24 protein-coding genes are annotated in these 24,635 nt (G+C 64.9%); 13 read left to right on the top strand and 11 right to left on the bottom strand.

The genetic code is table 11. From position 1 onward, the window contains the following. The first annotated feature begins 67 nt into the window (after window positions 1-67). Window positions 68-511: a FixH family protein gene (locus AC0L2L_RS07505; protein WP_473577230.1), complete on the top strand. Its 444-nt coding sequence runs from the start codon at window positions 68-70 to the stop codon at window positions 509-511. Window positions 512-518: 7 nt separating this feature from the next. Continuing rightward, window positions 519-1,727, top strand: coding sequence for a cytochrome-c peroxidase (locus tag AC0L2L_RS07500; RefSeq protein ID WP_473577229.1), 1,209 nt, complete (start codon window positions 519-521; stop codon window positions 1,725-1,727). Here AC0L2L_RS07500 and AC0L2L_RS07495 read toward each other — a convergent pair. Next, the gene (locus tag AC0L2L_RS07495) at window positions 1,724-2,176 is read right to left on the bottom strand and encodes an Lrp/AsnC family transcriptional regulator (protein WP_027167193.1); all 453 of its coding nucleotides are present in this window, start codon (window positions 2,174-2,176) and stop codon (window positions 1,724-1,726) included. The genes AC0L2L_RS07500 and AC0L2L_RS07495 overlap by 4 nt on opposite strands. Window positions 2,177-2,340: 164 nt before the next feature. Here AC0L2L_RS07495 and putA point away from each other — a divergent pair, with 164 nt between their 5' ends. Further along, window positions 2,341-5,949: a bifunctional proline dehydrogenase/L-glutamate gamma-semialdehyde dehydrogenase PutA gene (putA, locus tag AC0L2L_RS07490; protein WP_473577227.1), complete on the top strand. Its 3,609-nt coding sequence runs from the start codon at window positions 2,341-2,343 to the stop codon at window positions 5,947-5,949. A gap of 263 nt (window positions 5,950-6,212) precedes the next feature. Here putA and AC0L2L_RS07485 read toward each other — a convergent pair whose 3' ends face one another. Continuing rightward, window positions 6,213-7,277, bottom strand: a complete 1,065-nt coding sequence (locus AC0L2L_RS07485; RefSeq protein WP_473577226.1) for an alcohol dehydrogenase catalytic domain-containing protein — start codon at window positions 7,275-7,277, stop codon at window positions 6,213-6,215. Here AC0L2L_RS07485 and AC0L2L_RS07480 point away from each other — a divergent pair. After that, window positions 7,254-7,961 carry a TetR/AcrR family transcriptional regulator gene (locus AC0L2L_RS07480; RefSeq protein WP_473577225.1) on the top strand — a complete coding sequence of 236 codons (708 nt, stop codon included), beginning with the start codon at window positions 7,254-7,256 and terminating at the stop codon, window positions 7,959-7,961. The two genes, AC0L2L_RS07485 and AC0L2L_RS07480, sit on opposite strands and share 24 nt — an antisense overlap. Before the next feature lie 109 nt (window positions 7,962-8,070). Here AC0L2L_RS07480 and hmuQ read toward each other — a convergent pair whose 3' ends face one another. From hmuQ to AC0L2L_RS07460, 4 genes are all read right to left on the bottom strand, one after another. Continuing rightward, window positions 8,071-8,385 (bottom strand): heme-degrading protein HmuQ, encoded by a 315-nt coding sequence (hmuQ, locus tag AC0L2L_RS07475; RefSeq protein WP_027167195.1) that lies wholly within the window; start codon window positions 8,383-8,385, stop codon window positions 8,071-8,073. A 33-nt stretch (window positions 8,386-8,418) separates the two neighbouring features. Then, window positions 8,419-9,291 (bottom strand): energy transducer TonB family protein, encoded by an 873-nt coding sequence (locus AC0L2L_RS07470; protein WP_473577224.1) that lies wholly within the window; start codon window positions 9,289-9,291, stop codon window positions 8,419-8,421. 233 nt (window positions 9,292-9,524) lie between these two features. Beyond that, window positions 9,525-9,989, bottom strand: coding sequence for a hypothetical protein (locus AC0L2L_RS07465; RefSeq protein WP_473577223.1), 465 nt, complete (start codon window positions 9,987-9,989; stop codon window positions 9,525-9,527). Between the two features lie 6 nt (window positions 9,990-9,995). Beyond that, complete coding sequence (locus AC0L2L_RS07460) at window positions 9,996-12,209, bottom strand: TonB-dependent hemoglobin/transferrin/lactoferrin family receptor (protein ID WP_473577222.1); 2,214 nt, start codon at window positions 12,207-12,209, stop codon at window positions 9,996-9,998. Window positions 12,210-12,407: 198 nt separating this feature from the next. Between AC0L2L_RS07460 and hemP the strand changes: the two genes are divergently transcribed. Genes hemP through AC0L2L_RS07435 form a run of 5 tightly spaced genes read left to right on the top strand, consistent with a single transcriptional unit; the run spans window position 12,408 to window position 16,525 of the window. After that, window positions 12,408-12,614: a hemin uptake protein HemP gene (gene hemP / locus AC0L2L_RS07455; RefSeq protein WP_040981784.1), complete on the top strand. Its 207-nt coding sequence runs from the start codon at window positions 12,408-12,410 to the stop codon at window positions 12,612-12,614. A 48-nt stretch (window positions 12,615-12,662) separates the two neighbouring features. Next, the gene (locus AC0L2L_RS07450) at window positions 12,663-13,724 is read left to right on the top strand and encodes a hemin-degrading factor (RefSeq protein ID WP_473577221.1); all 1,062 of its coding nucleotides are present in this window, start codon (window positions 12,663-12,665) and stop codon (window positions 13,722-13,724) included. Window positions 13,725-13,734: 10 nt separating this feature from the next. Continuing rightward, window positions 13,735-14,622 carry a heme/hemin ABC transporter substrate-binding protein gene (locus AC0L2L_RS07445; RefSeq protein WP_473577220.1) on the top strand — a complete coding sequence of 296 codons (888 nt, stop codon included), beginning with the start codon at window positions 13,735-13,737 and terminating at the stop codon, window positions 14,620-14,622. A gap of 6 nt (window positions 14,623-14,628) precedes the next feature. Then, window positions 14,629-15,729 (top strand): FecCD family ABC transporter permease, encoded by a 1,101-nt coding sequence (locus tag AC0L2L_RS07440; protein ID WP_473577218.1) that lies wholly within the window; start codon window positions 14,629-14,631, stop codon window positions 15,727-15,729. A 7-nt stretch (window positions 15,730-15,736) separates the two neighbouring features. Beyond that, a complete protein-coding gene (locus AC0L2L_RS07435; protein WP_473577217.1) occupies window positions 15,737-16,525 on the top strand; it encodes a heme ABC transporter ATP-binding protein in 789 nt (262 codons plus the stop codon). On the opposite strand, the gene rirA is transcribed toward AC0L2L_RS07435, so the two are convergent. Next, window positions 16,522-16,983: an iron-responsive transcriptional regulator RirA gene (rirA, locus tag AC0L2L_RS07430; RefSeq protein ID WP_027167204.1), complete on the bottom strand. Its 462-nt coding sequence runs from the start codon at window positions 16,981-16,983 to the stop codon at window positions 16,522-16,524. The two genes, AC0L2L_RS07435 and rirA, sit on opposite strands and share 4 nt — an antisense overlap. 205 nt (window positions 16,984-17,188) lie before the next feature. Between rirA and AC0L2L_RS07425 the strand changes: the two genes are divergently transcribed. From AC0L2L_RS07425 to AC0L2L_RS07415, 3 genes are all read left to right on the top strand, one after another. After that, on the top strand, window positions 17,189-18,484 hold the full coding sequence (locus tag AC0L2L_RS07425) for a DUF445 domain-containing protein (protein ID WP_473577216.1): 1,296 nt from the start codon (window positions 17,189-17,191) through the stop codon (window positions 18,482-18,484). Between the two features lie 66 nt (window positions 18,485-18,550). After that, window positions 18,551-18,979: a phasin family protein gene (locus AC0L2L_RS07420; RefSeq protein WP_027167206.1), complete on the top strand. Its 429-nt coding sequence runs from the start codon at window positions 18,551-18,553 to the stop codon at window positions 18,977-18,979. Between the two features lie 178 nt (window positions 18,980-19,157). Continuing rightward, window positions 19,158-19,655, top strand: a complete 498-nt coding sequence (locus AC0L2L_RS07415) for a MaoC family dehydratase (RefSeq protein ID WP_473577215.1) — start codon at window positions 19,158-19,160, stop codon at window positions 19,653-19,655. Window positions 19,656-19,674: 19 nt separating this feature from the next. On the opposite strand, the gene AC0L2L_RS07410 is transcribed toward AC0L2L_RS07415, so the two are convergent. The 3 genes from AC0L2L_RS07410 to AC0L2L_RS07400 all read right to left on the bottom strand — a co-directional run bounded on the left by AC0L2L_RS07410 (window position 19,675) and on the right by AC0L2L_RS07400 (window position 22,603). Then, window positions 19,675-20,511, bottom strand: coding sequence for an EamA family transporter (locus tag AC0L2L_RS07410; RefSeq protein ID WP_473577213.1), 837 nt, complete (start codon window positions 20,509-20,511; stop codon window positions 19,675-19,677). Continuing rightward, on the bottom strand, window positions 20,508-21,089 hold the full coding sequence (locus AC0L2L_RS07405; RefSeq protein ID WP_473577212.1) for a TetR/AcrR family transcriptional regulator: 582 nt from the start codon (window positions 21,087-21,089) through the stop codon (window positions 20,508-20,510). Before AC0L2L_RS07405 ends, AC0L2L_RS07410 begins: the two co-directional genes overlap by 4 nt. A 74-nt stretch (window positions 21,090-21,163) precedes the next feature. Further along, window positions 21,164-22,603 (bottom strand): aminotransferase-like domain-containing protein, encoded by a 1,440-nt coding sequence (locus tag AC0L2L_RS07400; protein WP_473577210.1) that lies wholly within the window; start codon window positions 22,601-22,603, stop codon window positions 21,164-21,166. Window positions 22,604-22,683: 80 nt separating this feature from the next. Here AC0L2L_RS07400 and AC0L2L_RS07395 point away from each other — a divergent pair, with 80 nt between their 5' ends. Continuing rightward, window positions 22,684-23,547 (top strand): DMT family transporter, encoded by an 864-nt coding sequence (locus AC0L2L_RS07395; RefSeq protein ID WP_473577209.1) that lies wholly within the window; start codon window positions 22,684-22,686, stop codon window positions 23,545-23,547. Between the two features lie 8 nt (window positions 23,548-23,555). Here the strand turns inward: AC0L2L_RS07395 and AC0L2L_RS07390 are convergent, their stop codons facing one another. Next, window positions 23,556-24,596, bottom strand: coding sequence for a zinc-dependent alcohol dehydrogenase family protein (locus AC0L2L_RS07390; RefSeq protein WP_473577208.1), 1,041 nt, complete (start codon window positions 24,594-24,596; stop codon window positions 23,556-23,558). Window positions 24,597-24,635: the final 39 nt, after the last annotated feature.

The following is a 24,635-nucleotide window of genomic DNA, read 5'->3' as shown; positions in this document are numbered from 1 at the left end:
GATTTCCCACAGGCAGGGCGGGACGCGATACGCGGCCCGTGACGTTAGCAGCCGAAGAGGAACGGGCTTGGCATCGATATGGCGTTACATTCTAGCGGGTCTTGGTCTGGCTGCCCTGCTGGTCGGTATCGTGGCCGCCGTCTATCTGACGCTGCCGCATCCGGCGTCCGGTCCGGACACCTCACGCTCGAAAAAGACGGCGAACGGCCTTTTCGTCGCGAGCTTCGAGCCGGAGCGCGGCGTGGTTCGGCAAGGCGAGCTGCAATCCTGGCTGCTGACGCTGAAGACCGCCGCCGGCGCGCCGGTAGAGGGGGCGGCCATCACCGTTTCCGGCGGGATGCCGCAGCACGATCACGGCCTGCCGACCAGTCCGCAGGCGACCGATTATCTGGGCGGCGGGCGCTACCGCATAGACGGCGTGAAGTTCACGATGAGCGGCTGGTGGCAATTGCGCTTCGCCATCTCGGCGACAGCCGGTTCCGATTCCGTCGTCTTCAACGTCGTGTTGTGAGCCGGCAATGAGGCGTCTGGCCAACGTCGTAAGCCTGCTGGCTCTGGCCGCTCTCGCCTTGCTGGGCGGCTGCGGCAAGCCTCAGTTCAGCGACGCCGAGAAGAAGACCATCGCGTCGCTGGCGCTGAACACGCTGCCTGCGCCCAAAGCGGACACGACGAACCGGTATGCGGACGTGCCGGCGGCTGCCGCGCTTGGCTCGACGCTGTTCTTCGATGTCGGCATGAGCCGCGACGGCACGGTGTCCTGCTCGACCTGCCACAAGATCGACCGCCAGTTCCAAGACGACCTGCCGCAGGCGGTCGGCATCGGCCACACCAACCGGCGCACCATGCCGCTGGCCGGCGTGGCGCGCAATCCGTGGTTCTTCTGGGACGGAAGGCGCGACAGCCTGTGGGCGCAAGCGCTGACGCCGCTTGAAAATCCGCTGGAGCAGGCCGGCAACCGGGCCGCTTTCGCGCATTACATCAAGAAGCGGTTCGGCGAGCGCTACGAGCGCATCTTCGGGCCGCTGCCCGATCTTTCGACCGTGCCGGCCAATGCCAGCCCGCTCGGCAGCGAGACCGAGAAGGCGGCGTGGAACGCCATGCCCGCCAGCCAGCAAGAGGACGTCAATCGCGTCTATGCCAATGTCGGCAAGGCGATCGCCGCCTTCGAGCGCTCCATCGAACCGCAGCAGACGCGCTTCGACCGCTTTGCCATCGATCTCGCGACAGGCGCAGCGCCGCAAGGCCACGCTGCTTTCTCGCCGGAAGAGATTCTCGGGTTGAAGCTGTTCATCGGCAAGGCCAATTGCGTGACCTGCCACAACGGCCCGCGCTTCACCGACAATTCCTTCCACAACACCGGTGTGCCGCCGGTCGACGGGCTGCCGCTGGACCGTGGCCGGGTGGATGCCGTGGCGCAAGTTCAGGCCGACCCGTTCAACTGTCTCGGTAAATTCCGCGACGGCGATGAAAGCGCCTGCCGCGAGTTGCGTTTCATGGTGAAGGACGGGCCGCAAACCGTGCGCGCCTATAAGACGCCTTCATTGCGAGGCGCCGCAGGCCGACCGCCTTACATGCATGCCGGGCAGTTCTCGACGCTCGACGAGGTGGTGGCGCATTATTCAAAGGCGCCGCCTGCCGTTGAAGGCGTCTCGGAAGTCCATCCGCTCGATCTGTCCGACCGTGAGCGGGCGGCCCTGGTGGCGTTCCTCAAAACGCTGTCGGATTAGCGGTCCTTCACGGTCTCCATTGCCACGAAGGTCGAGGTCTGGGCGACATGGGGCAGGGCCGAGATGCGCTCGCCGAGCACGCGGCGATAGGCGGCGATGTCGGTGGTGCGGACCTTCAACAGATAATCGAAGCTCGACGCCATCATGTGGCATTGCTCGATTTCCGGCACAGCTTGCACCGCGCGATTGAAGGCATCGAGCGCTGCCGAGCGCGTGTCGGACAGCTTCACCTGAACGAAGGCGACATGGCCTTCGCCCATGCGTTCGCGGTCGATGACGGCGCGGTAGCCTCTTATGTAGCCGTCCTTCTCCAACCGCTTGACGCGTGCCTGCACCGGCGTCTTCGACAGGCCGACCTTCAAAGCCAGTTCAGACATCGAAAGCCTGCCGTCGCGCCCGAGCGCGGACAGGATGTTGCGGTCAATGCGGTCCAATTGGTCTTCGGTCATCGAAATCGTGGTCGAAATGAGACGGCTCTGGCCCATATGATAGATCGGTCGGACTATCTTGTCGATTTCTTTGGACCGACTGAAATCCGCAGCTGTGCTAGCTTGCGGCAATCGGTCCGGCAGTGGCCAGACCGCTCCCTAACGCTTGCTTTCATGGACCCGACATGCCGCTCGACGCCATCCGCCAGCAGATCCGCGCCAATTATTTGCCCGACGAAGATGAGGCGATGAAGCGGCTTTCAGCGGCGGCCGGGCTTTCGGGAGAAGAGCGAAAGGTGATCTCGGCCCGCGCGGCCGATCTGGTGCGCGCGGTGCGCGGCTCGTCCGACCCCAGGCTGATGGAGGTCTTTCTCTCGGCCTATGGCCTGTCGACCAAGGAAGGCGTGGCGCTGATGTGTCTCGCCGAGGCGCTGCTGCGCGTGCCCGATGCCGAGACGATGGACGATCTCATCGCCGACAAGATCGCGCCGCATGACTGGTCGGCGCATTCGGGCGGTTCGAGCTCGATTTTCGTCAACGCCTCGACCTGGGCGCTGATGCTGACCGGCCGCGTGCTCGACGAAGGCGAGGGCGGCATCGAAGGCACGCTGCGCGCCATGGTGAGACGGCTTGGCGAGCCGGTGATCCGCAAGGCGGTCGCGGCGGCAATGCGCGAGATGGGCGAGCAGTTCGTGCTCGGCCGCAGCATCGCCGAGGCGGTCAAGCGCGGCCGGCCGATGACACAGAAAGGCTATCTCTATTCCTTCGACATGCTAGGCGAGGCGGCCCGCACCGAAACCGACGCGCTGCGCTATCACCGGGCCTATGCGGATGCGATTTCCTCGCTCGATTCCGGGTCGAACGGTCCCGACATCCGCTACAATCACGGCATTTCGGTCAAGCTCTCCGCGCTGCATCCGCGCTACGAGGTGGCGCAGCGGGAGACGATGCTGCCGGTGATGGCCGGGCGGCTCTTGTCGCTGGCACTCGCAGCGCGGCATTCGCGCATGGGCCTCAACATCGACGCCGAGGAAGCCGACCGGCTTGACCTGTCTCTCGATGTCATCGAGCGGGTTCTCGCCGAGCCGGAGCTCGCTGGCTGGGACGGTTTTGGTGTCGTCGTCCAGGCCTATGGCCCGCGCGGGGCTTTCGCCATCGACTGGCTCTATGCGCTGGCGAAAAAATACGACCGCCGGATCATGGTGCGGCTGGTGAAGGGCGCCTATTGGGACACCGAGATCAAACGGGCGCAGGCGCTCGGCCTCTCGGGCTATCCGGTCTTTACCCGCAAGGCCAATACAGACGTTTCCTACCTCGCCTGCGCGAAAAAGCTGCTGTCGATGACCGATCGCATCTATCCGCAGTTCGCCACCCACAACGCGCATACAGTCGCCGCCATCCTGTCGATGACGAAGGATCGCGACACCTTTGAGTTCCAGCGCCTGCACGGCATGGGCGAGGCGCTGCATGAGACGGTGCGCAAGGCCGAAGCCACACGCTGCCGCATCTATGCGCCGGTCGGCGCGCATTCGGACCTGCTTGCCTATCTGGTGCGACGGCTCCTGGAGAATGGCGCCAACTCCTCCTTCGTGCACCAGTTGACCGACGAGGAGGTCGAGCCGGAGGAGATCGCGCGCGACCCGCTTGAGGCCGTCGAGACACAGGGTCCCGCCGCCAATCCGGCGATCGCGCGCCCGGCGGCGATCTTCGGCAACGGCCGCCTCAACTCGAAAGGCTTCGACATCACCGATCCGGTGACGCTCGCGGCCATTGATAGAGCGAGGGCGGAGTTCGCTGGAGCGGATCGCTGGCATGCCAAGCCGGTCACGCGTGCCGCCGGCTACGGTAAGCCGCGCCAGATCGTCAATCCGGCCAAGCCGGACGAGATCGTCGGCACGGTGCATGAGGCGGCGGCCAAGCAGGTGGCGACCGCCGTTCGCATTGCCGTCGACGCACAACCGGCCTGGGCAAAGCGCCCGGTTGCCGAGCGCGCCGCGATCCTCAACCGCGCTGCCGACCTCTACGAGGCCAACGCGGTCGAGTTCTTCGCACTGGCCACGCGCGAGGCCGGCAAGTCGCTGGCCGACGGCGTGGCGGAAGTGCGCGAGGCGGTCGACTTCCTGCGCTACTACGCGGCCGAGGCACAGAATGCCGAGGTGGGCACGCAAGCGCGCGGCGCGATCGTGTGCATCTCGCCGTGGAATTTCCCGCTGGCGATCTTCACCGGCCAGATCGCCGCGGCTTTAGTCACCGGCAATTCGGTGATCGCCAAGCCCGCCGAGCAGACGCCGCTGATTGCCTTCCGCGCCGTCGAGATGCTGCGCGCGGCGGGCGTGCCGGAGGATGTCATCCAGCTTTTGCCCGGCGACGGCCCGTCTGTCGGTGGACCTTTGACCGCCGACCCGCGCATCGCCGGCGTCTGCTTCACCGGCTCGACCGAGGTCGCCAAGCTGATTGAAAGGCAGCTGGCGGAAACCGCGGCGCCCGACGCCATGCTGATCGCCGAGACCGGCGGGCTCAACGCCATGATCGTCGATTCCACCGCGCTGCCGGAGCAGGCGGTGCGCGATATCCTCGCCTCTGCCTTCCAGAGCGCCGGCCAGCGCTGCTCGGCGCTGCGCGTGCTCTATGTGCAGAAGGACGTCGAGAAGAAGATGCTGGAGATGCTGAAAGGCGCGATGGAAGCGCTCAAGGTCGGCGACCCCTGGCTGATCTCGACCGACGTCGGTCCGGTCATCGACGACGAGGCTCAAGGTGCGATCAGCGACTACTGCAAGAAGAAGGGGCTGGAGGGCCGGCTGATCGCCAGACTAGAGGCCCCGAAGGATGGTCGTTTCGTCGCGCCGCATGTTTTCCGCGTCAAGGGCATCGAGGAGATGGAGCGCGAGGTGTTCGGCCCGGTGCTGCATGTCGCCTCCTTCGATGCCGACGAGATCGACGCGGTGATCGCGGCCATCAACCGCAAGGGCTACGGGCTGACCTTCGGCCTGCACACCCGTATCGAGGGCCGCGTCCAGCATTTCGTCGACGGCATCCATGCCGGCAACATCTACGTCAACCGCAACCAGATCGGCGCCGTCGTGGGCTCGCAGCCTTTCGGCGGCGAGGGGCTTTCGGGCACCGGCCCGAAGGCCGGCGGACCGCACTACCTGCGCCGCTTCCGCAAGGGGCCGGAGGCCGGCACCGAACTTGGCGAGGGTCACAAGGTGACGGCGACCGAGCTTGCCGACAATCTGCCGGATCCGGCGCTGGGCGGCTGGTCGACGCGGCCGGACCGCGTGGCGATCCTGCGCAAGCATCTGCGCGGCAAGGGCGCGGCTGCGATCGCCGCCGCGGCCAGCCTCGATTCCGGCCAGGTCGACCTGCCCGGACCGACCGGCGAGGCCAACACGCTGTCGCTGGCGCCGCGCGGCCGGGTGCTCTGCCTCGGCCCCGATGCCGAGACGCTGCTTGCGCAGACGATCCAGGCACTCGCGGCCGGCAATGCCGTGCTCGCCGTGGCGCCCGGCGCGCCGGCAGCGCTGTCGGCGCTGACCGGCAAGGGGCTGCCGCTCGCGGCCATCGACGGCCGACCCGATCCGGTCGAGGCGCGCTCGCTGCGTGTCGATGTCGTCGCTTTTTCGGGCACGCCGGAGGCGGCGCGAATCGTGCGCAAGGTGATTGCCGAGCGCTCCGGGCCGATCGTGCCGCTGGTCAGCGAGGTGCTCAATCCGGCGGCCTATGCGCATGAGCGCGCGGTCTGCGTCGACACGACGGCGGCGGGAGGCAACGCCAGCCTGCTGGCCGCGGCCTAGCAAACCGGCAGCCAGAGACACACTGGCCTAGCGACGAAAACTTCCGTGCTCCGCCACGAGAAGCGCTCGTCGTAGCTGCCGTAGATCGAGCGCAAGGTCTGGCATCGGCTCGCCTCGCGCTCCCTGCCTAAACCAGTCAATCGGAAATGTGGGCTCGGCGCGGTCGAGCCCTTGCGCAGAACGCCCCGCGACGGCACGTTATTTCTATCATGCCGGGCGGGGCGCTTTCTGAATGACGACGCCGGGTACTGTTCAGCCCGCATCTATTCGATCGCAAAGTCAATCGCGGCGATGCCAACCACGCCGTAGTCGGCCATCGACTCGAGAACGCCGGTCACGCCGTCAAGATCGACCGTTTGCCGGACGAGCTTGCCGGGGTCGAGGCGTCCAGCTCCGCACATCGCGAGAACCGTATCGTAGCGATGCCCCTGTAAACCGAATCCGCCAACCAGCTTCAGTTCCCTGAGGAGGATCTCGTCGATGGGAAGCGGCACATACCCCTTCTCAATGCTGGTCGTGTGCCCGATCTGGACGTGCCGTCCTCGGCGACGCAGTGAGAGAACGGAGTTGAGACAGGTTTCAGCGATACCGAGGGCGTCGATGGAGACGTGGGCGCCACCATTCGTAAGTTGACGGATCGCCTCGACGGGGTTGGCTTCGGCCGGATCGACGGCATGCTCGGCACCGATTTCCCGAGCGAGCTCGCGCGCGCCCCGGGAAGAATCGACCGCGATTACCCTCGCGCCAAGGGCGACCGCTACCTGTACGGCAGACATTCCCATGCCGCCGCAACCATGGACGGCAACCCACTCCCCAGGTTGCGTTGCTGCCTGGTCGACCACGGCCCGGAACGATGCAACGTAACGGCAACCCAGGCTAGCCGCACTTAGCAAAGGCATGGTCTCCGGCACGCGGACGAGGTTTACGTCAGCGTGGCGAACAACGCTATACTCGGCGAAGGCACCCCAGAACGATACACCTGGCACCAACTGCTCAACGTGCTCGCAGACGTTTTGATGCCCGTCCCGGCACTGCCAACACGTGCCGCAGCCCGGGTTCATGGGATAGACAACGCGGTCGCCGTGCTTCCAGCCCCTCACCTCGCTTCCTATTTCCTCGACAATGCCCGCGAACTCATGGCCGAGCACGAACGGAGGCTGGATTGCGATCCCGCGCCACGCCCAGTCATCGGTCCAAAGATGCCAATCTGTGCGGCATATCCCGTTTGCACCAATCCGAATGACGGCGCCGTCCGGGGGACATTCGGGTTCGGGAATAGAGCGCACCACGAGGGGTTTTCGGAGTTGTTCGATGACGGCGGCTCGCATGAGCAATCCCTTTCTTTGTTGATCACTCAAGAATGCAGTCTTGCACGCGGCAGTCAAGCGATTTATTGTCGATCGACAAAGAAAGAGAAGGAGTCTGGGATGGCTGGCCGGCCGAGAGAGTTTGACCGCGGCGAGGCGCTGGCCAAGGCCCGCGACCTGTTCTGGGCCCGTGGCTACGAGGGTGTTTCGATGGCCGACCTCGTCGGGGAATTGAACCTAGCATCCGCCCGCATCTATGCAGCGTTTGGGTCGAAGCAGGCACTTTTCCGAGAGGCGGTTGGCCAGTATCAAGCGAATGAGGGCGGGTTCGCGCTGCGCGCGCTGGAGGAGGCGCCGAGCGCTCGCGCCGCCGTCGAGCGCATCCTGATGGACGCGATCGAGCTTTACACCCGTGACAGCGACGCGCCGAAAGGTTGCATGATCGTCTCGGCGGCGGTCAACTTCGCTTCGGAGAACGAGGCAGTCCGTGATCTGCTCGCCGATCATCGGCGAGCACAGACTGCAGCCCTCATCGCGCGTTTCCAGCGGGCAGTTTCAGAAGGTGAGCTTGAACCGGATGCAGATGCAGAAGCGCTTGGCGATTTTGTCGCTCTAGCGCTGCACGGCTTATCCGTTCAGGCCCGTGATGGCGTCAGCAGAGAACGGCTGCTGGCGACGATTCCGATGGTGATGGCCGCCCTCTGAGCTTAGCAGCGAAGCCTCGAAAGCTGTAGGTGACCGTTCGGCAATGAGCTACGTGGCGCTCCGTTTTTGCTAGCTGGCGCGAAACAATCTTGTTTGTCGCAGGCCTGTGCTATGCGCCTTCGACGACGGAAAACCCCTCGAACTGGGGGTGGCCGAGATAGTGGACTTTCGAGGTGCCGGCATTGCGATGGGCGGCGCGGAAATTCTCCGATTTCGTCCAGGCGACGAAATCCTCCTGGCTTGCCCAGACCGTGTGCGAGGCAAACAGCGTGTAGCCTTCGGTCTCATTGACCGGACCGCGCAGCAAATGGAATTCCTTGAAACCCTGCATTTCGGAAAGGCTGGAGTCGCGGTTCTTCCAGACGTCCTCGAAGGCTCCTTCCGAGCCGTTCTGGACCTTGAAGCGGTTCATGGCGATATACATTGGCTTCCTTTCGAAATGGACGAATTCCGACGTTTAGGGTGGCGAAGGCCTAAAAGGGCCGATCCGGGCTCTGAACACCCAACTCGACCTCCCGGTCTCGGGTGGAATGGGAGGGAATGGCGCTTGCTTGCGCACCAGGGTCAAAGCGAACTGATCGAGCTCGGCGGAGCCTGAACTTTCGGCAAGCTGCAGGTCGCTGACGCTGCCATCGGCCGCGACGACGAAAACCACCCTGGCATTGTTGCGAGCCTTGGCCTGGATGGATTTCGAAACGCGACGGTTGGCGCGGGCCAGCTTCTTCTGGATTTCACCGCTGTAGCGGGATTCCAGGGCATTGCCGGCGGCCTGTTTCTTGCCCTTGCTGGCGATGACCGGCGCATCCCGCGCATCGCCATCCGCCGCGCCGCGCTGTTCTATGGTTTCGCTTGGCCCCGCCGATCCGGCTGGCGCGCTCGATGTCGCGCTCGCGGCCGGTGGCTGCTCGGGCTCGGCAGGGATCGCTTGTGTGCTCTGCGGCTCGATCGCCGGCGTCGGTTCGCTGCCCGTGAGGACACTTTGGTCGTCCTGGCGCGGCGTGGCGGCCGCCAGTATATCCGGCGTGGCGGTAGGTACCTTGGCGGTGTCCGGCGCAGGCTGAGGCGTCGGCGGCTCGCTTGCCGGCTGCGGCGCCTCGGCCAGCGGAGCGGGCCGCACGGCCTGGCGCTTCGGCGGTTGCGGATCCGGCACCAAGGTGACATCCACCGCGCCGGACGCCTGTTCATCCAGGGCGCTGCCGATGACGTTGGCGCCGGATTGGTCGGCGCCCTCGGCTCGTATCGCGTCCGCAGAATCGAATGTTCCGGCGGGCGCGATCAGAAACGCCGCCGCAGCGGCGCCGTGGAGCAGGCCGGAGGCGATGATCGCCACCGTCCATCTGCGGTCTCCGGCCGATTGCCGCGCCTGCATGAGCGGTTCAGCCGGCGTGATCGCCAGGTCACTGCCTGCGTGGGAGAGGTTGTTGATGTCGTGCATGTCTCGCGCCGAGACCTGCCGCGCGCGATATGGGATTGTCAAATCAAGATCGGTTGCCGCCCATGGCGGCGGACCGGATGCAGGCCACGCCATGGCGTCATGCGGGAGGGCCGGATGCAACCCCACCTCTATATGCCGAAAGCGATGGCGGTCCTCGTCGACGTCTTCAGCGCGCGCATGCAGGCCGCCGGCTCGAGGCCGTTGCCGGCGCATTCGGTCGCGCTGTTGATCAGCACGCGGCTGAGTTTGTTGCAGTCGGCGCCAGCAAGGTCGAAGCGCGTGACCTTGGTCTTGCCGGCCGGCAGGTTCTTGAAATCGAGCACGGTGAGGCGGTCGACGACGCCGGCCTCGTTGAACAGCGCGATCTCGAAAGCCGCCTTCGACAGGTCGGCGCCGAGCGCGTTGTTGACGACGAAGGTCAGCCGGCAGCCTTTTTCCGAAGGCTGCGCGGCATTGAGCTCAAGGCTCAATACGGGACCTTGGGCCGGATCTGGGGCAGGGGCCGGCGCGGACTGGGCCCACGCCGGCACCAGGCCAAGCGACATCGCCAGCGCCGAGGTCAAGAGACGAAGCGATGTCATCAGCCTGCGCATCTCGGCTCAGCCTCCAAAGCGCATGGTCGCCGCAAGCTTCAGCGTGATGCCGGGTTCGTAAAGGACGGCGGTCGTGCTTCCGTTGAGCGGATTGGTGTATTTGACGTCGAACAGATTGTCGGCGCGGAAGTCGAGCTTGAGATTGTCGGCCGCCTGGTAGCTGGCGAAGGCGTTGACCAGCGTATAATCCTTGGCCACCGGATTGCCCTTGGGCTTGCCGTTGTATTGCACTTCGCCGCCGACGGTCAGCTTGTCCTCGAGGAAGCGGAAGCCAAGCTGGGCCGTCACCTGCGAGGAGGGGATCGTGGCCAGGTCGGCCCGCTCGCCTTCGTAGGAGATGGTGTGGCCGTTGATGATGGATGCCGACAGTCCGGCATAGCCCCAGCCGGCATCGTAGACGCTTTCCAGCTCGAAACCGTTGATCTTGGCCTTGGCGAAGTTCTGGTACTGGAAACAGATCGGAATGCCGGGGCCGAACGGGCAGCCGCTGGTCGGGTCGAAGGGCGAGAGCGTCACGCCGTCGATGTAATCGTCGACATTGTTGTTGAAATATGCTGCCTTCAAACGGAATGCGTCGCCGCCCTCGATGATGTCGTTCTGCTTGTAGTTGACGCCGAACTCGACGGTCTTGCCGGTCTCGGGCTTCAGGTTCGGATTGGGCAGGAACGGGAAGCTGACGCCGGCCGGATGGTTGCCGCTGATCAGCGTCTCTGTCAGCGACGGCGACCGGTAACCTTCCGCATAGGTGCCGTAGAACTGCAAACCGGCCAGGCCGGCGCTTTCGAAAGGCGAAACACCGACGGTGATGCGCGGCGAGACCCGGTCGCCGGAGGTCTCATTGGTGTCGTCCGTCAGGCTGTAATTGTCGTAGCGCAGGCCCGCTATGACTTCGAGCCATTCCCAGGTCAGCTTGTCCTGGACGTACGCGCCCGAGACGTTGCGCTTGCCCGACGGCGTGTAGAAGGAGTCGCCGCCGGCCGTGCCGCCGGTATCGACATCGTCGCCGACCCAGTCGCCGCCATAGGTCAGTTCATGCGCGACGCTCGCCGTCTCGAAGCGCGACGTGTTCCAGATGTCGATGCCGGCCGTGCCAACATCGAAGGTGGACAGCGAGCCGACCGGCAGCACCACGGGCAGGCCGGTGACCGGATCGAAACGGTTCTGCGGGACCAGCGTGGTCAGGTCGAGAACCGTCTTGTTGTAGGAGGCGTTGATGTGGAGGTCGAGCCAGCTCCTGGCATCGTCGGTGATGCTGTAGCGGGCGGTAAAGGTGTTCGACTTCAGGTCGACGTCATTGGCCGGCACGCCGCCGCTGGTCTCCGTCCATCCGTCGCTGGAGCCGACCCAGCCGAGCTTCAATTCGCTGTTTTCGGTCGGGCGGATGGTGGTCTTGAGCAGGCCGCTCAGCACATCGAAGCCGGTGCCGGCAACGGTGTCTCCGCCGCCGTTCTTGTAGTCGCCATAGTCGCGGTAGACGATGTTGCCCAGAACGTCCCAGTTCTCGTTGATCCGGTAGGCGCCGGTGGCGCTGGTGGTCCAGCCTTTGCCGTTGCTCTCATAGCGCCCCGTCAGCGACCCGGCCCATGTCTCATCCGGCTTGAGGAAATCCTCGGCGTCCTTGGTGTCGAAGAAAACGACGCCACCGATGGCGCCGGAGCCGTAGGTGTTGGCCACCGGGCCACGGATGACGTCGACCGACTTGATGAGCTCGGGATCGACATAGAAGGTCGACTGCGTGCCATGGTCCGAGCGCTGGAAATCCTGCCGGGCGCCGTCGACGATCACGGCGACACGGCCGAAATCCTGCAGGCCGCGGATGTTGATGCTGGAGGAGACACGCCGCGCGTCGGCCTGCACGGCGACGCCGGGAACGCCGAGCAGCATTTCGTTCGGCGTGGTCGCCATGCGGCGCTCAAGCTGCTCCTGATCGACATGGCTGGCGGAGGCCAGTGACTGGATCGCCGTTTCGCCGGTGCGGCTGATGACGAGAATCTTGTCGAGCAGGGTAGTGTCTCCGGATGCTTTCTCGTCGGTTTTCTTCTTTTGGTCAGCCCGCTGATCGGTCGGCTGTGCAGCCTGCTGCGCTTTTGCCGCGGGTGCGCCAAGCGCGATTGCCGCCGAACCGGCCATCAATATAGCCATTGCCCGTGCCAACGATCGGAAGCCCGGGCCTGCGCTGTCGCCCGCCAGGCCCGTCCGTCCCCAAGTCACCAACCCCATGCCCCAACTCCAGATTCAGGCTCGTAGCTGGCTGGCCCGGGGCTCGCTCGCATTTTTGATCATATCCGGCGTCTTAAATGTTGACTCATTTAGTCCGGTAATGCACTGACTAGTAAACATGATCATTCTAGTCAAGAAATGAATCGGCATTTTATGAGGCTGCGGCCAAGATGGCCGTCAGAGGAAAGGGACCGACCGATGAACACGCACAATCCCAATGATTTCCGCTATCGCGTTCGCCGTCCGGAGGACACGCAGATGCGTTACGAACGGGTGCCGTTGGCGGTGAGGACGCTCTCCAGCAACACGCTGTTCCAGGGCGAGCATGAGATCGGCATCGAGCATCATGGCGCGCTCTACCGCCTGAAGATCACCCGCCAGGGCAAGCTGATCCTCAACAAATGACCGCAATCGGCGGGCGATGAACGAACATCAGGCATTACAGGTGACGATATGGACCAGCGCGTGAAGCCGTCGCCGGAGGAAATCCGGCGGGCAAGGCAGGATAATCCGAAAATGCGGGAGCGCGATCTCTCGGCGCAACTGGGCATTTCGGAAGCGGAACTGGTCGCGGCGCATTGCGGCGTCGGCGCCGTGCGCGTCGAGCCGCGCGTCAACGATCTGCTGACCGGCCTCGATGCGGTCGGCGAGGTGATGGCGTTGACCCGCAACGAAAGCGCCGTGCATGAAAAGATCGGCGTCTACGACAAGGTCGTCACCGGCAATCACAACGCCATGGTGCTGGGCGAAAACATCGACCTGCGGATCTTCCCGAAGGTCTGGGCGCATGGTTTTTCCGTCGAAAAGCGCGATGGCGGCGAGATCCGCCGCAGCCTGCAGTTCTTCGACGCGGGGGGCGAGGCCGTGCACAAGGTGCATCTGCGGCCGGCGTCGAACCTCTATGCCTACCAAAAGCTGGTGGCGGGCCTCGAATCGTCGAACCAGGAACCGACCGTCGCGATCCTCCCAAGCGCCGCGGATGGAGAGGGCGAGGCCCAAGGCTCGGCTGCAACGATCGACGACCTGCGCGACCGCTGGAGCCGGCTCACCGACGTGCATCAGTTCTTCGGCATGCTGAAGACGCTGAAGCTCAGCCGCCGCGAGGCGGTGCGGATGGTCGGCCAGGACTATGCCTGGCTGCTCGACAATGACGCGGTGGGCGCCATGTTCCACCACGCGGCCGAAGGCGGGATGCCGATCATGTGCTTCGTGGGCAACCGCGGCTGCATCCAGATCCATTCCGGCCCGATCCGGTCGGTCAAGCCGATGGGGCCGTGGATCAACGTGCTCGACGAGACCTTCCACCTGCATCTGAGGACCGATCACATCCACGAAGTCTGGGCGGTGCGCAAGCCGACCAAGGACGGCCATGTCACTTCGCTCGAGGCTTATGACGCCAATGGCGGGATGATTATCCAGTTCTTCGGCAAGCGCCACGAAGGCGAAAGCGAGCGCGAGGACTGGCGCTTCCTCGCCGAGAACCTGCCCCGCATTCCCAATCCGACCGCTGCATAGGTAAACCCCAATGCGTGTTGTTTTCCGTTTTCGCGCGGCGCTTGCGCCGATGCTCGGTGTTTTGCTTGCTGCCTTGCCGGCCGGCGCCAACGAAGGCGCGACCGTGTTTTCCGATGCGTCGCGGATCGCATCCATCGGCGGCTCCATCACAGAGATCGTCTATGCGCTGGGCGAGGAAGGGCACCTGGTGGCGCGCGATTCGACCAGTTCCTACCCCAAGGAGGCGCTGAAGCTCCCCGATGTCGGCTATATGCGCGCGCTGTCGCCGGAGGGTGTGCTGTCGGTCAATCCGAGCGGAATCCTGGCGTTGCATGGCAGCGGCCCGAAGGAAGCGATCGACGTGCTGAAGAAGTCGAGCGTGCCTTTCATCGAGGTGCCCGAGCACTACAGCCATGAAGGCATAATCGAAAAGATCCGTATCGTCGGCAAGGCGCTCGGCGTCGACGCCAAGGCCGAGAAGCTGGCAGCCGAGATGGATGCGAAGCTGACGGCGGCCGAGAAACAGACGGCCTCGATCAAGGAGCGCAAGCGCATCCTGTTCGTGCTTTCGACGCAGGGCGGCAGGATCCTTGCCGCGGGCAGCGATACCGCCGGTGACGGCATCATCAAGCTTGCCGGAGCGGTCAACGCGGTCGAAGGCTTTTCCGGCTACAAGCAGATGTCGGACGAGGCGATCGTCACCGCCAGGCCGGACGTGATCCTGACCATGAGGAATGCCGGGCCTCCGATCTCGGAAGACGAGCTGTTCGCCAATCCGTCGATCGCCTCGACTCCGGCTGGTGCCGCCCGCAAGGCGATCAGCATGGATGGCGGCTATCTGCTGGGCTTCGGGCCGCGCACGGCCGAAGCCATCCACGATCTTGCCGTATCGCTCTATGGCGATCAGGTCACGGACTGAGCGGCCATGGCCGAACAGTCCATTGCCGGCGCGGCGGGCAGGGTGATGACGGCCGATGGCGACCGCTCGGCACGGGCACGGTTTGTCATCCTGCTGTTGGGCCTGGCGCTCGCGCTCTCCGTTTTCCTGTCGCTGACGTCGGGAGCTTCCGATGCGTCCGCTGTCCGCGTCATCCGCGACTGGTTTACCGGGGCCGTGCCGGTGGACGCGGCGCTTGGGGCGCGCGACCAGCTGATCGTCTACGACATCCGCATGCCGCGCGTCCTGCTCGGTGTGCTCATCGGTGCCGCGCTCGCCGTGTGCGGCGCGGTGATGCAGGGGCTGTTCCGCAATCCGCTTGCCGATCCCGGCCTGATCGGCGTTTCGGCCGGCTCCAGCCTCGGCGCGGTGGCAATCATCGTGCTCGGCACCACATGGCTTGCGCCGGTCACGCTTGCGCTTGGCACGCTCGCGCTGCCGCTGGCGGCGTTCGTCGGCGGTCTGGCGGTGACTTTCTTGCTTTATGCCATCGCCACGCGCCAGGGGCGGACGTCGGTCGCCACGATGCTGCTTGCCGGCATCGCCATCAGCGCCCTTGCCATGGCCCTTACGGGCGTCCTCATCTTCATGGCCGACGATCGCCAGTTGCGCGACCTGACCTTCTGGCAGCTCGGCTCGCTTGCCGGCGCAACCTGGCCGAAGATCGGCACCATCGGGCCGGTGATCGTGCTGGCGCTGTCGGCGATGCCGTTCCTGTCGCGCGGCCTCAACGCGCTGGCGCTCGGGGAGGCAACCGCGGGCCATCTCGGCATTCCGGTGCAGCGGCTGAAATACACGGCCATCGTCGGTGTATCGGCGGCGGTCGGCGCTTCGGTCGCGGTCAGCGGCGGCATCGGCTTCATCGGCATCGTCGTGCCGCATGTCCTGCGCCTGGCGATCGGTCCGGACAACCGCTACCTGCTGCCGGCCTCGGCGCTCCTCGGCGCGTCGCTGCTTCTGCTCGCCGACGCGGTCGCCCGCACCATCGTCGCGCCGGCCGAGCTGCCGATCGGCATCGTCACAGCGGTCGCCGGCGCGCCGTTCTTCCTGTGGATCCTGCTGCGCCGGCGCGGCATCGTCGATTTGTGAGTTTGCCATGATCGAGGCGCGCGACATTTCAGTGGCGATCGGCGGCAAGCGCATCGTGTCGCATGTCCACTTCGCGGCGCGGCCCGGCAAGGTCTCGGCCATTGTCGGGCCGAACGGATCCGGCAAGACGACCCTGCTCAAGGCGTTGACCGGCGAGCTTGCCTATAGCGGCACCGTCACGCTCAACGGCCGCGACCTGTCGGCCATGAAGCCGGTCGAGACGGCTACGCTGCGCGCGGTGCTGCCGCAGTCGACGGCGCTGTCCTTTCCCTTCACCGTGCGCGAGATCGTGCGCCTCGGCCTGGTCGGAGGGCGCTCGGGCGTGTTGCCGGGAGAGGATGCGCGTTTGCCCGAGCGGGCGCTGGCGCGTGTCGACCTCGACAGCTTTGCCGGCCGTTTCTACCAGGAGCTTTCCGGCGGCGAGCAGCAGCGCGTGCAGCTTGCGCGCGTGCTGTGCCAGGTCTGGGCGCCGGTGCTGGAGGGCAGGCCGCGCTATCTGTTCCTCGACGAGCCGGTCTCCAGCCTGGACGTCAAGCATCAGCTCATCATCATGAACATCGCGCGCGATTTCGCCCGGCGTGGCGGCGGTGTCGTGGCGATCCTGCACGACCTCAACCTCACGGCCATGTATGCCGATCGCATCTTCGTGCTGCATCGTGGCGAATTGGCCGCCGCCGGCTCGCCGGCAGCGGTGCTGAACGACGAGCTGATTGAAAAGGTCTTCGACTGCCGTTTGAAGGTCGGCGCGCTGCCTGCGGGAAGCGTGCCGTTCGTATTGCCGCAATCGGCCGCTTAGGCCGCCGGGGCGCGCTGCTCCAAAAGATCGATGCCGAGCAGATGGCGCACGTTCGGGCGAGCGGCGACGAGATCGGCGATCGTGTAGCGGGAAAGCACGGCGAAGAAGGCGTTGAGCGCCTCGCGCAGCGCCGAATTCAGGGCGCAGCTATCGACCAGCGGGCATTCGGCCGCGTCGTTCTCGAAGCACTCGGCCATGGCGAAACTCTCTTCGGTGACGCGCACGACATCGAACAGGTTGATCTGCTCGGCCGCGCGGCCGAGACGCACGCCGCCGTTGCGGCCGCGCACGGTTTGGACCAGGCCGGCCTCGACCAGCGGCTGCAGGATCTTGAACAGGAACAGCTCCGAAACCGAATAGGCGGCGGCGATCTCGGGGATGCGGCTCAGCCTGTCGGTGTTTGCGGCGCAATACATCAGGATGCGCATCGCATAATTGGTCTGGCGCGTGAGCCGCATGGTATCCTCGCGAAAATATTAGCTTAAGCCGAATATGGCCCATAGTTTGGAACAATTCCAGACTGGACCGCCACATAGCTGAACAATCGTGTCAACTTTTTGTGCATGCCGCCTATGGCGACGCCGATATGCCCTGAGCTTCAGCGAGCGTTTCGTCGGTGCAGCCACTAGATAGATGCGGGTGCAAACAGGAAACGGCCCTTCCATGTCACAGTCAGCTCCGGCCCTCGTGCCGGTCCGTTTCGACGCCGATGCGCAAGCGAAGCTTTCGGCATTGCGGCGGACCAAGTTCATCGCCGCCGCGGCGCTCGCCTTCTGCATCCTTGTCTTCGCGCTCGCCAAGTCCTTGCAGGGCAGCCATCCATGGCTCGGCTTCGTCGCGGCCTTCGCCGAGGCGGCGACCATCGGCGGCCTTGCCGACTGGTATGCCGTGGTGGCGCTGTTCCGGCGGCCACTTGGCTTGCCCATTCCTCATACAGCCATTATCCCGGAGAACCAGCACCGGATCGCCGACAATCTCGGCCGTTTCATCGAAGCCAATTTCCTGGCGCCGGAGCCGGTGCGCGAAAAACTGGCCGAGGTCGACTTCGCCGCTCTGGTCGCGGACTGGCTGGCTGATGCCGAGCGCGCCGCCAGCCTGTCGCGATTCGTCGCGCGGCTGGTGCCGCAGACGTTGTCGGCAGTGGAGCAATCCGGCCTGCGCGACTTCGTCACCAGCCGCATGCTGGAGCAGATCGAAAAGGTGCCGCTGGCGCCGCTCGCGGCGGATCTGCTGTCGGCGCTGACCGACGATCGCCGTCACCAGAAACTGTTCGACGAATTCACCAGGGTCGTGGGGCGTTTCCTCAACGACGAGCAGGCGCTGGCGACGATGCGCGAAAAGATCCGCGAGGAATTGCCGTCGCTTTTCAACCTGTTCCGGGCCGACGCCTATCTCTTGAAGAAGATCGTCGCTTCGGCGGGTTCGCTACTCGATGAGGTCAGGGCTGATCCCGACCATCCGATGCGCGCCGAATTCGACCGGTTCGCGCTTGGCTTCATCGAGCGGCTAAGGACCTCGAAGCAATATGCAAGGCGCGCCGAGAAGCTGAAGCGCGACTTTCTCGGCCGTCCGGAGGTGAGGGCGATGGCCGGCGATGCCTGGACAAGCTTGCGCCTGTTCATCGAGCAGGACATCGATGCGCCGAATTCGATGATCCGCGAGCATCTCGCCAACATGTTCGTCGAGGCCGGCCGGCATCTGGCCGACGACGCCGAGATCAGGGCCGACATGAACCGGGGCTTCGTCGTGGCGCTGGCCTCGTTCGTCGAGAGCCAGAAGAGCGGCGTGTCGAAATTCATCGCCGACCAGGTCAAGCGCTGGGACCTGGCGCAACTGACGCGGCTGATCGAGATGAACATCGGCAAGGACCTGCAATATATCCGCTTCAATGGCATGATCATCGGCGGGCTTGCCGGCTTGGCGCTCTATACGGCGGAGCTGCTGTTTCTGGTCGATTGACGCGGGCCAGCCGCGCACTATTCTCCTTCAAGGGTGCCGCAAAACGCGGCAATCGGGAGGCATAGAATGGCAAAACAACCGGACTCAGACTCTTTCCTCGACATGTTCAGCAGGTTCGGCCGCGACCTCAAATTGCCGAATGTCGATGTCCAGGCGATCCTCGATCATCACCGCAAGAACCTCGAAGCCTTGGAAAAGTCGGCAAGGGCAAGCGCTGCCGGCACCTCCTCGGTGCTGGCAAGACAGCACGAAATGGTGCAGGACGCCCTGCATGAGGTCACCACGATGGCGCAGAACTACCAGACACCCGGCAATCCGCAGGACCTGATGAGCAAACAGGCCGAATTTGCCCGCAGATCCTTCGAGACGACGCTGAAGAATGCCAGCGAAGTGGCTGACCTTGTGCGAAGATCCAGCACGGAGTCCGTCGAAATCCTGCGCGACCGGATCAGGGACGCGATGGCGGAAATCCGCGCCGGTTACGGGAAGAAGTAGAATATTCGGCCGTTTCGGCTCCACCGTCGACTGACACGCTATGCAACCCGCCCAAGCGCCGCGCGTTCTCGGCTTGCCGCAAAAGCATCAACTTTGCCGGTGGAAATAGCGAAGCCGCGAATTGACTGAGGCTGCCGCTGCATGGTCGGGAGCAGGCAAAAGTGACGGGAAAGTCGGAATGACGGAAACACGGCGGAGGACGCCGCTGACCTTCGAACAGCTGCGCATGATGTCCGGGCAGGAGATCGGCGTGTCCGACTGGACGACAGTCGACCAGTTGCGCATCGACCAGTTCGCCGAATGCACGGGCGACCATCAGTGGATCCATGTCGATCCCGAGCGCGCAAAAAGGCAGAGCCCGTTCCGTACCACGATCGCGCATGGCTATCTGACGCTGTCGATCACCGGCGCGCTGGCGCTGGAGATGGACATCGCGCCGGAAAACACGCAAGCCGCCTTCAACTACGGCTTCGACAAGGTGCGTTTCCTGGCGCCGGTCAAGGCCGGCGCGCGCATCAGGCTGCGCATCACGCTGCTTTCCATGGAGGATCGCGGCCCCGGCCAGTATCTCATGAAGGCGGCCAACACCGTCGAGATCGAAGGCGAGCAGACGCCGGCCCTGACCGCCGAAACGCTGGTGATGATGTATGAGCGCCGCAAGCGGGCAGGGGCTTGAGAGACCGTTGGGAACGACGTCACCCTTGATAGCCAAGGCAGATCGCGCCTAACGCGACAACGCCGCAGGCCGCAATCCGCCTCGGCGTCAGCGTCTCGCCCAGGAAAAGCCTTCCGATCAACACCGCGAAAACCACGCTCGTCTCGCGGATGGCCGTGATCGGGCCGGCCGGCCCGAGCGCGAAGGCCGCGACCACGGCGCCGTAGGCGATCAGGGCGAAAATTCCGCCGCCGAGCGCTTTCAGCGTGTCGGGCGAACGAAAGTCCACCGTGAGCCTGCCGCGGTAGACGATGAAGGTCACCGGCAGCAGCACGCCGTAGACCAGAAACACACAGGCTATGTAGGCGCCTGAGCTTCCCGCCAACCGGACACCGATGGCATCGATGGTTGCATAGGCCGCGATGATCGCACCCGTCGCCAGCGCATAAAGGATCGATCTCGTTGCCGCGCGCCCCTTGCCAAGCGAAAGGCTCATGATGCCAAGCGCGGCGAGAACGACGCCAAGGATCTGATGCGGGCTCAGACGCTCGCCCGCCAGAACGAAACCGCCAAGCGCCACCAGGAGCGGCACGGAGCCGCGGACGATCGGATAGACCTGCCCCAATTCACCATAGCGGTAGGCAGCTACCAGAAACAGGCTGTAGCCAACCTGAAGGCAGGCGGAGAGCATGACATAGGGCCAGGCCGACGCCGCCGGCAGCGGGTGGAAGATCGCCAGCGGAATGGCGACGACCGTCGCCGAAAAGCTCATGACCGTGACGGTCCATAGCCTGTCGCTGCCGGTTCGCAGGAAGGCGTTCCAGCTGGCGTGCAGGATCGCGGCGAACAGCGCCAGGCCGATGACCGTCGCGCTCATTGCGGTCCCGCGTGCGTGGCGAGAATGGCCATAGCCGCCTTGCGGGCGTCGCGAATGGCGGCGTCGGGCTGTCTCATCCTGGCCATCAGCGTCGCGCCCTCGATCAGCATCAGCAGGGCGGCCGAAGCGCTGTCGGCCGCGTCGGCGGGCATCGTCTCTTCGAGGATCAGCCGCATGCGCCGCTTCAGGCCGTTTTTCTGACCGGCGGCCGCCTGGAAGACCGGATGCGCAGGATCGCCGAATTCCGCCAGGGCATGCGCGAACAGACAGCCGTGGAAGTCGGCGCTGTGGAACCAGCGGCCGTACCAGTCGAAAATCGTGCCGATCTTCCGGTCGGGCGTAGCCGCCTGCTCGGCGAGGCGGTCGAGCTGGCGATCGAACCGCTCGGCCCGGTAGGCCAGAACCTCGACCATCAGATCGTCCTTGCTGGGGAAGTGCCGGTACATGGTCATCTTGGCCACCTCGGCCTCGGCGATGATGCGGTCGATGCCCGTGGCATGAAAGCCCACACGCTTGAACAGCCCGTAGGCGGTTTCGATGATGTGCTGGCGCTTATCGATCTTGGCTGGTTCAGTCATGGTGCTATCGATAGTGAGACAGGTCTGTCTACTTACGAGTAAGAGGATCGCCCTGTCAATTGCCGTCGCCCGGTCTATGCGGCTTTGCGACGCGATGCGGCCATCGCGTTCTCGACCGCCTTGAAAATACGCTGATCCCCGCACTGGGCGACGTTGAAACGCATGAAGCGGCCGGCGGTGTGCGACAGGCTGAAGGCATTGCCGGGCGCCAGCACGATATTGTCCGACAGCGCATGGCGCGCGACGTCGGCAGCGTCGATGCCGTCGGGCAGGCGGCACCACAGGAACATGCCGGACGGTTGGTCGATCCAGGGCATGATGCCCATCGCTCTCAGCCTGCCGGCAGTCTCGGCCATGGCGCGCGACAGGCGGGTGCGCAACTGCTCGACATGCTTGCGGTAGCTGCCGTCCTTCAACAAGGTCAGCACCAGTTCCGAGGAGAGCCGCCCACCGCCGAAGGTCGTGGCGATCTTGAGATCGGTCAGGCCCTCCATCCAGTCGCGGGGCGCGGCGATGAAGCCGCAGCGCACCGAGGCCGACAATGTCTTGGAGAAGGAGCCGATCTGGACGACGCGCTGCAACCCGTCGAAGGCCGCGAGCCTCGGGGCAGGAGCGTGCTCGAAGTCGGCGAAGATGTCGTCCTCGACGATGGTGAGTTCCGCCTGGTCGGCGAGCTTCAGCAGCCGATGCGCGGTGACCGGCGACAGGATCGCGCCGGTCGGGTTGTGGATGCCGGAATTGGTGATGTAGAGGCGCGGCCGGTGCTCGGCGAGCGCCCGGGCGAAGAGCTCGATATCCGGCCCCGAAGGTGTGTAAGGCACCCCGATCACCTTGGCCTGATGGGCGCGCAGCAGCGCGTGAAAGTTGAAATAGCAAGGATCGTCGACCAGCACGGCGTCGCCGGGCTCAAGCAGGAAACGGCACAAAAGGTCGATCGCCTGGGTGCCGCAATCGGTCAGCATGATCTGGTCGGGCGAGGCCTCGACCCCATGCCCGGCCATGCGCCGCGCCAGCAATTGGCGTAAAGGCGGCAGGCCGAGCGGCGTGCCGTAATCGGCAAGCGCCACATCGTCCGCGCGGGCCGCGGTTCTCAGCGCCCGGCGCAAGGCGGCCTGCGGCATCCAGGAAGCAGGCAACCAGCCGCAGCCGGGCTTCAGCATGTCCTCGCCCGCCTCCAGCGATTGCCGTGAGACCCAGAGCGGATCGACGGCCCGGTCGAGGCGAGGGCCGATCTCGGCCAGCGACAGTGGCGCAAGCTGGCCGGCGGCGTAGAAACCCGAGCCCGGGCGCGAGCGGATCGCGCCTTCGGCCGCAAGCCGCTCATAGGCCTCGACCACGGTCGATTTCGAAACCTGCATGGATTTGGCCATGGCCCGTATCGACGGCAGGCGGGCTCCGGGCGTCAGCGTACGCGCCGCGATCCGCTGGCGAATTGCCGCCATGACAGTTTCGACGAGGGTTGCGCCGCTGGCATCTGGGCGGTTTGCGACCATCCGTACTTCCCCGCAGGCCATTACAGTTTTGTGAAATTGTACTCCATTGTCTCTGGCAATGCCATGACCTGCCCCGTACGGAAGCGCAAAGGGAGCAGATGATGGAAAAGAGTTTTGACGGCTGGCTCAGCGGCTTCATCGGCGTGCTGATCTTCAGCGGGTCGCTGCCGGCGACGCGGGTGGCGGTGATGGATTTCGACCCGACCTTCCTGACGTCGGCCCGGGCGGCCATTGCCGGCCTTCTGGGGATCGCCATGTTGCTGCTGTTTCGCCAGAAGCGTCCGGAGCGAAAGGATCTGGCTTCGCTCGTCGTCGTTGCGCTGGGTGTCGTGGTCGGCTTCCCGTTGCTGACGGCGCTGGCGCTGAAGCATGTCACCTCGGCGCATTCCATCATTTTTGTCGGCTTGTTGCCGTTGGCGACCGCGATCTTCGGCGTGTTGCGCGGCGGCGACCGTCCGCGCCCGGCCTTCTGGCTGTTCTCGTGCCTGGGCAGCGCGCTGGTCGCGGGCTTTGCCCTGTCGCAAGGGTTGACAGCATCACCGGTCGGCGACGGCCTGATGCTGGGCGCCATCACCGTCTGCGGACTGGGCTATGCGGAGGGCGCCGCGCTGTCGCGCCGGCTCGGCGGCTGGCAGGTGATCTGCTGGGCCTTGGCGCTGTCGTTGCCGGTCATGCTGGCGCTGACCTTTGCGACGCTGCCGCGGTCCTTCGCAGGCGTCGGATCCGGCGCTTGGATCGGTCTCGCCTACGTCTCGCTGTTCAGCATGCTGATCGGCTTCGTGTTCTGGTATCGTGGCCTGGCGCAGGGAGGCATCGCCGCCGTCGGGCAGTTGCAATTGCTGCAGCCCTTCTTCGGCCTGGCGCTGGCGGCGAGCCTGCTGCATGAGCAGGTCAGCCCGATGATGATGGTCGTCACGCTCGGCGTCGTGGCGTGCGTGTTCGGGGCGAAGAAGTTTGCGCGGTAGGCGCTTACTCAGAACTTCGTCACCACCCCGATACCAATCCCTTCGAACCCGCCCATCGCCATTAGGGCCGCCGGCGCTTCCTCGAGGCTGATCCTCTTGCCGACCAGCAGCTCGGGCTTCAGCTTGCCGGTGCGGATCATCTCCATCATCGCGGAGTAGCGGTAGGCCTGCATGCCGTGGCTGCCGAGGATTTCGAGCTCGAAGGCGATCACCTTGTCCATCGGCACTTGCGGACGGGCATGCTCGCCCAGCATCAGCCCGACCTGAACGTGGCGGCCGCGCCGGCGCAAATTGGCGATCGAGTTGAACGAGGTGGTCGGGTGGCCGAGCGCGTCCATCGACATATGCGCGCCGCCATTGGTGATCTGCTTGACGGCCTTGACCACGTTCGGCGTCGTCGCGGCATTGATCGTCGCCACCGCGCCGATCTTTTTGGCGAATTCCAGCTTTTCGTCGGTGAGGTCGATGGCGATGACATTGGCGCCCATGGCGCTGGCGATCATCACCGCCGAGAGGCCGACGCCGCCGCAGCCATGCACCGCCACCCATTCGCCAGGCGTCACCCGACCCTGGTCGACGATGGCGCGGAAGGAGGTGACGAAGCGGCAGCCGAGGCTGGCTGCGGTGGCGAATTCCATTTTCTCGGGCAGCCGAACCAGATTGGTGTCGGCGTGTTCGATGCCGACATATTCGGCGAACGAGCCCCAGGCGTTAAAGCCCGGCTGCGACTGGTGCTCGCAGACCTGATGGTTGCCGGAGGTGCATTCGAAGCAGCGGCCGCAGCCGACGGCGAAGGGGACAGTGACGCGGTCTCCGGCCTTCCAGCGGCTGACCTGCTTGCCGGCGGCGACAACGACGCCTGCCAATTCGTGGCCAGGAACATGCGGCAAGGTGATGGCGTCATCATGGCCCATCCAGCCGTGCCAGTCGCTGCGGCAGAGACCGGTCGCCTCGACCTTGATGACGACGCCGTCGGCTGCCGGCTTCGGATCGGGCACGGTCTGGATCGTCGGCGCCTCGCCGAACTTTTCGAAGACCACCGCTTTCATAGGCAACTCCACCCTTCGCTTGTCCGGGAGCGACGATAG

It is taken from the genome of Mesorhizobium sp. WSM4832 (genome assembly GCF_055811115.1).
The sequence above is the reverse complement of the archived record's forward strand: the minus strand, read 5'-3'. Positions and strand labels throughout refer to the sequence as shown.

Excerpts from the sequence above, each read along its gene's own strand:
- AC0L2L_RS07390 (WP_473577208.1), bottom strand. The coding sequence starts at position 24,596 with ATGAAAGCGGTGGTCTTCGAAAAGTTCGGCGAGGCGCCGACGATCCAG.
- AC0L2L_RS07405 (WP_473577212.1), bottom strand. The coding sequence starts at position 21,089 with ATGACTGAACCAGCCAAGATCGATAAGCGCCAGCACATCATCGAAACC.
- AC0L2L_RS07485 (WP_473577226.1), bottom strand. The coding sequence starts at position 7,277 with ATGCGAGCCGCCGTCATCGAACAACTCCGAAAACCCCTCGTGGTGCGC.
- AC0L2L_RS07450 (WP_473577221.1), top strand. The coding sequence starts at position 12,663 with ATGGACCAGCGCGTGAAGCCGTCGCCGGAGGAAATCCGGCGGGCAAGG.
- AC0L2L_RS07460 (WP_473577222.1), bottom strand. The coding sequence starts at position 12,209 with ATGGGGTTGGTGACTTGGGGACGGACGGGCCTGGCGGGCGACAGCGCA.
- hmuQ (WP_027167195.1), bottom strand. The coding sequence starts at position 8,385 with ATGTATATCGCCATGAACCGCTTCAAGGTCCAGAACGGCTCGGAAGGA.
- AC0L2L_RS07440 (WP_473577218.1), top strand. The coding sequence starts at position 14,629 with ATGGCCGAACAGTCCATTGCCGGCGCGGCGGGCAGGGTGATGACGGCC.
- AC0L2L_RS07410 (WP_473577213.1), bottom strand. The coding sequence starts at position 20,511 with ATGAGCGCGACGGTCATCGGCCTGGCGCTGTTCGCCGCGATCCTGCAC.
- putA (WP_473577227.1), top strand. The coding sequence starts at position 2,341 with ATGCCGCTCGACGCCATCCGCCAGCAGATCCGCGCCAATTATTTGCCC.
- AC0L2L_RS07395 (WP_473577209.1), top strand. The coding sequence starts at position 22,684 with ATGGAAAAGAGTTTTGACGGCTGGCTCAGCGGCTTCATCGGCGTGCTG.
- rirA (WP_027167204.1), bottom strand. The coding sequence starts at position 16,983 with ATGCGGCTCACGCGCCAGACCAATTATGCGATGCGCATCCTGATGTAT.
- AC0L2L_RS07435 (WP_473577217.1), top strand. The coding sequence starts at position 15,737 with ATGATCGAGGCGCGCGACATTTCAGTGGCGATCGGCGGCAAGCGCATC.
- AC0L2L_RS07500 (WP_473577229.1), top strand. The coding sequence starts at position 519 with ATGAGGCGTCTGGCCAACGTCGTAAGCCTGCTGGCTCTGGCCGCTCTC.
- AC0L2L_RS07420 (WP_027167206.1), top strand. The coding sequence starts at position 18,551 with ATGGCAAAACAACCGGACTCAGACTCTTTCCTCGACATGTTCAGCAGG.
- AC0L2L_RS07495 (WP_027167193.1), bottom strand. The coding sequence starts at position 2,176 with ATGACCGAAGACCAATTGGACCGCATTGACCGCAACATCCTGTCCGCG.
- AC0L2L_RS07425 (WP_473577216.1), top strand. The coding sequence starts at position 17,189 with ATGTCACAGTCAGCTCCGGCCCTCGTGCCGGTCCGTTTCGACGCCGAT.
- AC0L2L_RS07415 (WP_473577215.1), top strand. The coding sequence starts at position 19,158 with ATGACGGAAACACGGCGGAGGACGCCGCTGACCTTCGAACAGCTGCGC.
- hemP (WP_040981784.1), top strand. The coding sequence starts at position 12,408 with ATGAACACGCACAATCCCAATGATTTCCGCTATCGCGTTCGCCGTCCG.
- AC0L2L_RS07445 (WP_473577220.1), top strand. The coding sequence starts at position 13,735 with ATGCGTGTTGTTTTCCGTTTTCGCGCGGCGCTTGCGCCGATGCTCGGT.
- AC0L2L_RS07465 (WP_473577223.1), bottom strand. The coding sequence starts at position 9,989 with ATGCGCAGGCTGATGACATCGCTTCGTCTCTTGACCTCGGCGCTGGCG.
- AC0L2L_RS07400 (WP_473577210.1), bottom strand. The coding sequence starts at position 22,603 with ATGGCCTGCGGGGAAGTACGGATGGTCGCAAACCGCCCAGATGCCAGC.